We start from the raw sequence: 9,135 nt of genomic DNA, 5'->3' as shown, positions 1-9,135 counted from the left end.
GTCGACCAGGCGGATGGCGCGGTCCACCAGGGCGGGGTCGTGGCCGGCCTTGATGAGGGACTCGCGGCCCATGTCGCGTTCGACGTAGTCGGCGAGGAGCGGGTCCAGGACGGTGTACTCGGGAAGCGTGTCGCGGTCGCGCTGGCCGGGGCGCAGCTCGGCGGACGGCTCCTTCACGATGATGGCCTCGGGGATGGGCTCCTGCGCGAACGGGTGCAGGAACGGCAGGTCGACGCCGGCCTGCGTGTTGCGCCAGCGGGCGAGCTGCCACACGGTGAGCTTGAAGACGTCCTTGATGGGGGCGAAGCCGCCCGCGGAGTCGCCGTAGAGGGTGGAGTAGCCGGTGGCGAGCTCGCTCTTGTTGCCGCCGGTCAGGACGAGGTGGCCGTGCTCGTTGGACAGGGCCATCCACACGTTGGCGCGGATGCGGGCCTGGAGGTTCTCGGCGGCGAGGCCGTGCAGGTCGAGCTGCTTCTCGAACGCCTCGACCATGTCGGCGATGGGGACGGTGCGGGAGTTGACGCCCTGGCGTTTGACGAGGTCCTCGGCGTCCACGACGGAGCCCTCGGAGGAGTAGCGGCTCGGGAGCAGGACGGCGTGCACGTTCTCCGGGCCGATCGCGTCGGAGGCGATGGTGGCGACGAGGGCGGAGTCGATGCCGCCGGACAGCCCGAGGACGACGGAGCGGAAGCCGTTCTTGCGGACGTAGTCGCGGGTGCCGAGGACGAGCGCGGCGTAGATCTCGGCGAGGTCGTCCATGGGCTCGGCGGCGGGCTGCGGCCGCACCGGGTAGGCGGGCAGCGGGTCCGGGGTGAGGACGTGCCGGTCGATGGTGATGGTGGTGCCGTCGTGGGCGTCGACCGGGGTGCGGCCGGGTGCGGCCGAGGGGTCGGCGGCGGGGAGCGCCAGGTCGGCGACGAGGAGGTGCTCGACGAACTGGGGCGCGCGGGCCAGGGGCGTGCCGTCGGGGCCGACGATGACGGAGTCGCCGTCGAAGACGAGTTCGTCCTGGCCGCCGACCATGTTGACGTAGGCGAGGGCGCAGCCCGCTTCGCGGGCGCGTTCGGCGCACAGGTCGAGGCGGACGTCGTCCTTGTTGCGCTCGTAGGGGGAGGCGTTGACGGCGAGCAGCAGGCCCGCGCCGGACGCGGAGGTGACGCTGACCGGGCCGCCGTCCTGCCAGAGGTCCTCGCAGATGACGGTGGCGACGTCGACGCCGCGGACGCGGACGACGGGCAGCCGGTCGCCGGGGACGAAGATCCGGTACTCGTCGAAGACGCCGTAGTTCGGCAGGTGGTGCTTGGCCGAGCGGACCAGGACCTCGCCGCCGTGCAGCCACGCGGCCGCGTTCAGCGGCGCGCCGGCGGGCTGCCCGGAGCGGACCGGTCCGACGGAGCGGCGGTCCAGGTAGCCGGTGACGACGGGCAGGTCGCCGAGGCCCTCGTCGGCGAGCCGGCGGGCGAGCCGGTCCAGGGCCCGGCGGCACGCCTCGACGAAGGACGCGCGGAGCGCGAGGTCCTCCACCGGGTAGCCGGTCAGCATCATCTCGGGGAAGGCGACCAGGTGCGCGCCCGCGTCGGCGGCGCGCCGGCTCCATTCCACGATCAGGTCGGCGTTGCCGTCGAGGTCGCCGACGGTCGGGTTCACCTGCGCGAGCGCGATCCTGAGCTGTGCCACCCTCCCAGGGTAGAACGCGCGCGGCCGTTTCGTCACTTTGACGAGAAGTCGACGGCGAGCGCGGCGGCCCGGCGGCGGCGGATCGCGGGGGCGAGGGCGAGCTGCGCCAGCGCCGCGACGAGGGCCAGCCCCGCGCAGGTCAGCCACAGCGCGGCCGCCCCGCCGGTGCCGAGCAGCTGGGTGCCGCCGAGCGGCGCCAGCAGGAAGCCGCCCGACCACGCCATCCCGTACAGCCCGTTGTACCGGCCGCGCAGGTCGGCGGGCGCGAGGTCGGCGACGACGGCCTGCAGGACGGACGCCGCCGTGATCTCCCCGAGCGTCCACACCAGGATCGTCGCGGTGTAGGCGGCCACCGTCGAGGCCAGCGAGGTCAGCCCGTAGCCGAGCCCGACCAGCAGGAACCCGGCGACCATCACCAGGCTGTGGTCGCGGCGGGCCAGCCACGCGTTCACCAGCGGCTGCACGATGATGATCAGCACGCCGTTCGCGGCGATCGCGAGGCCGTAGGACTGGGGGCCGAGCCCGTCCTCCTTCATCGCCAGCGGCATCGTCGTCATGCCCTGCATCAGCACGAACGTGTACACCAGGGTGACCAGCACGTAGCCGACCATGACGCGGTCGCGCAGGACGCGCACGAACCCGCCGGTGCCGCCGGCGCGGGTCTCCCGCGACCGCGTCTCGGGGATGGCGCGCCACACCAGCAGGCCGAAGCCGGCGCAGGTGGCCGCGTCGATCCAGAACAGCCACAGGAAGCCCTGCTGCGCGAGCGTCCCGCCGAGCACCATCGCGACCGCCCAGCCCAGGTTGATCGCCCAGAACAGCAGCCCGAAGGCGCGCGGCCGGTCGGCGGGGGAGATGATGTCGGCCACCATCGCCTGCGCGGCGGGCCGGTACATGTCCAGCAGGACGCCGAGCAGCAGCGCCGCCGCCACGAGGGCGGCGATGCCCTGGGCGTAGCCGAGCGCGAGCATCGCGGCGCCGGTGCCGACGGTCGCGATCGTCAGCGTCGCCCGCCGGCCGATCCGGTCGGCGAGCAGCCCGCCGACGATCTGGCCGCCGAGCGAGCCCGCGCCGAGCACCGCCATCACCACGCCGGCCTGCGCCAGCGACAGCCCGCGCATGGTCGTGAGGTAGAGGCCGAGGAAGGGCTCGACCATGGTGCCGAGGCGGTTGAGCAGCGTCCCCGCCCACAGCACCCAGAACGGCCGGGGGAAGCCGCCGACACGGGGGCGCAGGAACGCCGCGACCCGGCCCGGCGCGGCGACGGGGGTGTCTTCCAGAGTGGTCACTCGCACGATGGTGGGCGCTCCGGACGGCCCCGGATAATCATTTAGCCTGAACTGAATGATCGAGTTCGTGTTCGCACCGGACGACGTGGCCCGCGTCCGGTTCGCGTTCTCGCCGCTGTGGGAGATGGTGCGCAGCCTGCGGGTGCTCGCCGACCCGTCCGGGCACGCGCTGCACCTGCCGTGGGTGCGCACCGTCCGGCCGCGGCTGCGCGGGCTCGGCCTCGGGCCGCTGCACGAGGTCGTCGGGCCCGCCGGGTACATCCCCGACTTCCTCACCCCGCCGCCGGGGACCCCGCTGCCCGACCTCGCCGAGGAACTGGGGATCGTGCGGGCCACGCCGCCGGAGGTCGTCGCCGCCGAGCTGCGCTGGACGGAGTTCGGCACCCGGCCGGGCGCGACGCGGCTGGCGATGGCGGCCACTCCGGAGCGCACCCTGGCGCACCTCGCCGACCTGCTCGAACGGTACTGGGAGGTCGCCGTGGAGCCGTTCTGGCCCCGCGTCCGCGACCTGCTCGAAGGGGACGTCCTGCGCCGGACGGGCGCGCTCGCCGCCGAGGGCGCCGCCGGGGTGTTCGGCGACCTGCACGAGGCGGTGTCGTGGCGCGCCGGGACGCTGACCGTCGACCGCCGCTGGACGTTCCGCGGCGAGCTGGCCGGGCGCGGGATGCTGCTCGTCCCGAGCGCGTTCGTGTGGCCGCACGTCTCGGTGATGATGCCGCCCTACCAGCCGATGCTCAGCTATCCGCCGCGCGGCGTCGCGACGCTGTGGGAGACGGGGCGGCCGGACGAGCGGCGGGACGCGCTGGCCGCGCTGATCGGCCGGCGGCGCGCCGAGCTGCTCGCCGCGCTGGCGCGGCCCGCCGCGACGACGGACCTGGCGCGGCGGCTCGGCGTCACCGCCGGCGCGGTCAGCCAGCATCTCGGCGTGCTGCGGGCCTGCGGCCTCGTCACCGGGCACCGCATGGGCCGCCGGGTCCTGTACGTGCGCACCCCGGCGGGCGACGCGCTCGCGCGCGGTCAGCGCAGTGAGGCGAGCGCGTCCAGGCGCAGCGTGCCGGGCGCCGAGTCGGGCGCGTAGCGGCCGGACTCGGCGAGCCAGTCCAGGTGGGCGCGCGGCGTGTCCAGCAGCACCTTGACGACCTGCGCGGCGGCGGCGCGCTGCGCGACCGTGAGGTCCAGCCGGTCGAGCATTTCCGGCAGCCTGCGCGCCGCCGTCCACGCCTGCTCCAGCCGGTCGACGATGCGGTCGGCGACGGCTGCGGCGGCCTGCTCGGCGGTCAGGCCGCGCGTCCGGGCGAGGACGGCGGGCAGCGCGTGCACGTCGCCGCGGGCCGCCTCCAGGTCGCAGGAGGCGAGGTCGTTGGACCAGGCCACGGCGTCGGCGACGCCGTCGGCGAGGGTCTTCCAGCGGGGCGTGCGCAGCAGCCGGGCCGGCAGCTCGACGCCGAGGACGGGTTCGACCAGGTCGTACAGGAACGGCCCGCACGCCCGGCGGCGCAGCGGCGGGTACTCCGCCTCCGTCGGGACGTGCCGGATCCGGCGGTTGACCGCCTCCTCCGCGCAGCCGTCCCGGTGCGTCTCCAGCTGCAGCATGAACCGGCGCCGCCACTCGCGGCTCATGTCCTTGGCCGTCTCCTGCCACAGCTCGACCAGCGACGCCTCCAGGGGCCGCGCCCCCGGCCGGGCGTGGCCGCGCCGCATCGCGCGCAGCAGGTCGTCGTACAGCGCGTGCACGGCGCTGCCGCTGTCGGCGAGCGGCGGGTGGTCCATCGTGTCGTCCAGCGCGAGCGCCCAGGTCAGCCAGCGGGCGAACAGGTCGACCCCGGCGAGCTCGGCGGACGGCAGCACGCGGGCGGCGAGCCGCTCGCAGCGGGCCCGGCCGAGCGGCGAGGTGTCCGGATCGCCGAGCACGAGGCCGCGGCCGCGGGCCCAGGTCTCCACCTGGGCGCACAGCCGCCACGACTCCGGGTGCATGGCCGACGGTGTCGCCAGTGCGGGCACCCGGTCCGTCATCGAGAGCAGAAGAGAGATGTCCACGACCCTGACCACGCTAATGATCATTCCGTCGAGCGACCATGATCGCCGCGTCAATTTCCGGGAAACGGTTCCGTGCGGACGGTCATGGAGGCGCCATCCGCCCGCCCGTACCGGACGCCGCCCTGACGTGCGATAGTTCGATGATCGGCAACACGCTCATACCAGGAGGAAAAGTGTCCAGAGGGACCGTGCGATGGGCACTGGGCGCGGGCCTCGCGGCCCTGGCGCTGACGGCGTCGGCCTGCGGTGGCGACGAGGGCGCCACCGTGCAGGGCGTGACGCTCATCGAGAAGGGCGCGCTGACCTCGTGCACCCACCTGCCGTACCCGCCGTTCCAGTCCGAGGACAAGAAGACCGGCAAGGTCGTCGGCTTCGACGTCGAGCTGATCGACCTCGTCGCCAAGAAGCTCGGCGTCACGCAGAAGGTCGTCGACACGCCGTTCGAGACGATGAAGACGGGCGCCGCGCTGAACGCCGGCAAGTGCGACATCCAGATGGGCGGCATGACCATCAAGCCCGACCGGGTGAAGTTCATGGACGTCTCCGCCCCCTACTTCGACGCGACGCAGTCGCTGATGGCGAAGAAGGGCAGCGGGATCACCTCGCTGGACGACGTCAAGAACAAGAAGCTGAAGCTCGGCTCCCAGGCGAGCACCACCGGTGAGGACTTCGTCAAGGAGAAGGGCTTCGACCCGCGCTCGTTCGACAACTCCAACGCCGAGCTGGACGCGCTGCGCACCGGCCAGGTCGACGTGATCGTCCAGGACGACCCGGTCGTCAAGGGCTGGCTGAAGGACCCGGCGAACTCCGGCTACGAGATCGTCGCGAACCTGAACACCGGCGAGCAGTACGGCTTCTGGATGCGCAAGGGGAAGAACCCCGAGCTGGTCAAGATCACTAACGAGGTGCTCGCGCAGGCCAAGGCCGACGGCACCTACAAGAAGATCTACGAGAAGTGGATCGGTCCGATGCCCGCGGCCGCCGGCGGCGGGTCGTGACCGCGGAACCGGTCAAGGCGGCGGTGCCCGGCGGGCTGTCCCGCCGGCGCCGCCGGCAGCTGTCGCTCGGCGGGCAGTACGGGCTCTTCGCCCTCGTCGTGATCGTGGTCGTGCTGCTGGCCGACTGGGGCACGCTGCGGCTGAACTTCGCCAACTGGGAGGTCGCGAAGAGCCTGTTCCCCGACGTCATCACGGTCGGCCTCCGCAACACCGCGGTCTACACGGCCACCGGCTTCGGGCTCGGGCTGGTGCTCGGCCTCGTCATCGCGCTGATGCGGCTGTCGTCGGTCGCGCCCTACCGGTGGTTCGCGGCGGCGTTCATCGAGGTCTTCCGCGGCCTGCCGCTGCTGCTGATCTTCATCTTCATCAGCGTCGGCGTGCCGCTGGCCTTCGGGACGACCGTTCCCGGCGGGGCCGTCGGGCAGACCGCGCTGGCCCTCGGCCTGGCCGCGGGCGCCTACATGGCGGAGACGATCCGGGCCGGGATCGAGGCCGTCCCGAAGGGGCAGACGGAGGCGGCGCGCTCCCTCGGGATGTCGCACGCCCGCGCGATGCGGTCGATCGTCATTCCGCAGGCGTTCCGCATCGTCATCCCGCCGCTCACCAACCAGCTGGTGCTGCTCTGCAAGGACTCCTCGCTGGTGCTCTTCCTCGGCATCACCCTGGAGCAGCGGGAGCTGACGAAGTTCGGCCGCGACCTGGCGGGCCAGGTCGGCAACACGACCCCGATCATCGTGGCCGGGATCTGCTATCTGATCATCACGATCCCGCTGAGCCTGCTGGCCCGGCGGCTGGAGGCGCGGCAGCGCAGGGGGCAGCGATGACGGGCCTCGGCAAGGGCACCGGCGGCGGAGCCATCGAGATCACCGGGCTGCGCAAGTCGTTCGGGACGAACGAGGTGCTGCGCGGCATCGACTTCCATGTCGAGCCGGGCGAGGTGGTGTGCGTGATCGGCCCGTCCGGGTCGGGCAAGTCGACGCTGCTGCGCTGCGTCAACCTGCTGGAGGAGGCGTCGGCGGGGACGATCCGGGTCGCGGGTGCCGACGTCACCGACCCCGAGGTGGACATCGACGCCGTCCGCCGCCGGATCGGCATGGTGTTCCAGTCCTTCAACCTCTTCCCGCACCTGACGGCCCTCGGCAACGTGGTGATCGCGCAGCGGAAGGTGCTGAAGCGGGACAAGGCGGAGGCCGAGCGGATCGCCCGGGAGAACCTGGAGCGGGTCGGGCTGTCCGACAAGGTCGACGCGTACCCGGCGCAGCTGTCGGGCGGGCAGCAGCAGCGGGTGGGGATCGCCCGCGCGCTGGCGATGGGGCCGGAGGTGATGCTGTTCGACGAGCCGACGTCCGCGCTGGACCCGGAGCTGGTCGGCGACGTCCTCGGCGTCATGCGGGGCCTGGCGGAGGCCGGGATGACCATGCTCGTGGTCACCCACGAGATGTCGTTCGCCCGGGAGGTGGCCGACCGGGTGGTGTTCATGGACGGCGGCGTGGTCGTCGAGGAGGGCCCGCCGCAGCGGGTGATCGCCGACCCGTCGCACGAGCGCACCCGGGCGTTCCTGTCCCGCGTCCTCGACCCGGCCGCCGCGCGGGTCGGGGAGGGTGAGTAGTCGGATATGTTCCGGTCAGCGGGAATGGTCCGGTGTAACGTCGCGGTAACAGCCACCGGGCATACTGCGAAGTAGCCGGACCGTCTCTCGCGGCCGGCATGCGTTGCCCGGCCCCATGTCGGCGGCGGGGCAGTACCGAGGGAGAAGGCTTTGGACCGTCAGCAGGAGTTCGTGCTCCGCACGCTGGAGGAGCGCGACATCCGCTTCATCCGGCTGTGGTTCACCGACGTGCTCGGGTTCCTGAAGTCGGTGGCCGTGGCGCCCGCCGAGCTGGAGGGCGCGTTCGGCGAGGGCATCGGCTTCGACGGGTCGGCGATCGAGGGCTTCGCGCGGGTGTACGAGGCCGACATGATCGCCAAGCCGGACCCGTCCACCTTCCAGGTGCTGCCCTGGCGCTCGGAGTCGCCGGGCGTCGGGCGGATGTTCTGCGACATCCTGATGCCGGACGGGACGCCGAGCTTCGCCGACCCCCGCTACGTGCTGAAGCGGGCGCTGTCGCGGGCCGCCGACCTCGGGTTCACCTTCTACACCCATCCCGAGATCGAGTTCTTCCTCCTCAACGACAAGCCGGAGGACGGCAGCGAGCCCGAGCCCGCCGACTCCGGCGGCTACTTCGACCACACCCCGCACAGCGCCGCGCACGACTTCCGGCGCAACGCGATCATGATGCTGGAGGCCATGGGCATCTCGGTGGAGTACAGCCACCACGAGGGCGCCCCCGGCCAGCAGGAGATCGACCTGCGGTACGCCGACGCGCTCACCACCGCCGACAACATCATGACGTTCCGGCTGGTGATGAAGGAGGTCGCGCTGGAGCAGGGCGTCCACGCGTCCTTCATGCCGAAGCCGTTCACCGAGCACCCCGGCTCCGGCATGCACACCCACATGTCGCTGTTCGAGGGCGACCGCAACGCCTTCTACGAGCCGGGCGCGGAGTTCAAGCTGTCCAAGGTCGGGCGGGCGTTCATCGCCGGGCTGCTGCGGCACTCCGCGGAGATCACCGCGGTGTGCAACCAGTGGGTCAACTCCTACAAGCGGCTGTGGGGCAACGTCGGCTCGGCCGCCGGCGCCGGGGGAGAGGCCCCGTCCTACATCTGCTGGGGGCACAACAACCGGTCCGCGCTCGTCCGCGTGCCGATGTACAAACCGCACAAGGGCCACTCGACGCGGATCGAGTTCCGGTCGCTGGACACGGCCGCGAACCCCTACCTGGCGTTCGCGGCGATCCTCGGCGCCGGGCTGAAGGGCATCGAGGAGGGCTACGAGCTGCCGCCGGGCGCCGAGGACGACGTCTGGGCGCTGACCGTCGCCGAGCGGCGCGCCCTCGGCATCGAGCCGCTGCCGCAGAACCTGGACGAGGCGATCCACGCGATGGAGCGCAGCGAGCTGGTCGCCGACGTCCTCGGCGAGCACGTGTTCGACTTCTTCCTGCGCAACAAGAGGCAGGAGTGGGAGGAGTACCGGCGCCAGGTGACCGAGTTCGAGCGCAGGCGCCTGCTGGCGGTGCTCTAACCGTCCTCCAGCC

General features: G+C 72.5%; 8 protein-coding genes. 5 read left to right on the top strand and 3 right to left on the bottom strand.

The annotated features are described in order from the left end of the window. Both ETD96_RS35005 and ETD96_RS35000 read right to left on the bottom strand, forming a co-directional pair. Positions 1 to 1,677, bottom strand: a 1,677-nt coding sequence (locus ETD96_RS35005; protein ID WP_138640763.1) for an NAD+ synthase, incomplete at its 3' end; no start/stop codon positions are given. A 32-nt stretch (positions 1,678 to 1,709) separates the two neighbouring features. After that, a complete protein-coding gene (locus ETD96_RS35000; protein WP_240808454.1) occupies positions 1,710 to 2,966 on the bottom strand; it encodes an MDR family MFS transporter in 1,257 nt (418 codons plus the stop codon). A gap of 55 nt (positions 2,967 to 3,021) precedes the next feature. Here ETD96_RS35000 and ETD96_RS34995 point away from each other — a divergent pair, with 55 nt between their 5' ends. Continuing rightward, a complete protein-coding gene (locus ETD96_RS34995) occupies positions 3,022 to 4,044 on the top strand; it encodes an ArsR/SmtB family transcription factor (protein ID WP_138640762.1) in 1,023 nt (340 codons plus the stop codon). Here the strand turns inward: ETD96_RS34995 and ETD96_RS34990 are convergent. After that, positions 3,984 to 5,003 carry a terpene synthase family protein gene (locus ETD96_RS34990; RefSeq protein ID WP_138640764.1) on the bottom strand — a complete coding sequence of 340 codons (1,020 nt, stop codon included), beginning with the start codon at positions 5,001 to 5,003 and terminating at the stop codon, positions 3,984 to 3,986. The two genes, ETD96_RS34995 and ETD96_RS34990, sit on opposite strands and share 61 nt — an antisense overlap. A gap of 173 nt (positions 5,004 to 5,176) precedes the next feature. Here ETD96_RS34990 and ETD96_RS34985 point away from each other — a divergent pair, with 173 nt between their 5' ends. The 4 genes from ETD96_RS34985 (at position 5,177) to ETD96_RS34970 (ending at position 9,122) form a co-directional block, all read left to right on the top strand. Beyond that, on the top strand, positions 5,177 to 6,001 hold the full coding sequence (locus tag ETD96_RS34985) for a transporter substrate-binding domain-containing protein (RefSeq protein ID WP_240808453.1): 825 nt from the start codon (positions 5,177 to 5,179) through the stop codon (positions 5,999 to 6,001). Then, positions 5,998 to 6,825, top strand: coding sequence for an amino acid ABC transporter permease (locus tag ETD96_RS34980; RefSeq protein WP_205719596.1), 828 nt, complete (start codon positions 5,998 to 6,000; stop codon positions 6,823 to 6,825). Before ETD96_RS34985 ends, ETD96_RS34980 begins: the two co-directional genes overlap by 4 nt. After that, entirely contained in the window at positions 6,822 to 7,610 is a 789-nt protein-coding gene (locus ETD96_RS34975; protein WP_138640759.1) for an amino acid ABC transporter ATP-binding protein, read from the top strand. Before ETD96_RS34980 ends, ETD96_RS34975 begins: the two co-directional genes overlap by 4 nt. Before the next feature lie 150 nt (positions 7,611 to 7,760). Further along, positions 7,761 to 9,122 (top strand): glutamine synthetase family protein, encoded by a 1,362-nt coding sequence (locus ETD96_RS34970; RefSeq protein WP_138640758.1) that lies wholly within the window; start codon positions 7,761 to 7,763, stop codon positions 9,120 to 9,122. Positions 9,123 to 9,135: the final 13 nt, after the last annotated feature.

Source organism: Actinomadura geliboluensis (genome assembly GCF_005889745.1).
GTDB lineage: Bacteria > Actinomycetota > Actinomycetes > Streptosporangiales > Streptosporangiaceae > Spirillospora > Spirillospora geliboluensis.
Note: the sequence above shows the minus strand (reverse complement) of the source record. Positions and strands in the feature narration are given on the sequence as shown.

What these genes read in the sequence shown, in the direction of transcription:
- ETD96_RS34975 (WP_138640759.1), top strand. Translation starts at nt 6,822, where the DNA reads ATGACGGGCCTCGGCAAGGGCACCGGCGGCGGAGCCATCGAGATCACC.
- ETD96_RS34995 (WP_138640762.1), top strand. Translation starts at nt 3,022, where the DNA reads ATGATCGAGTTCGTGTTCGCACCGGACGACGTGGCCCGCGTCCGGTTC.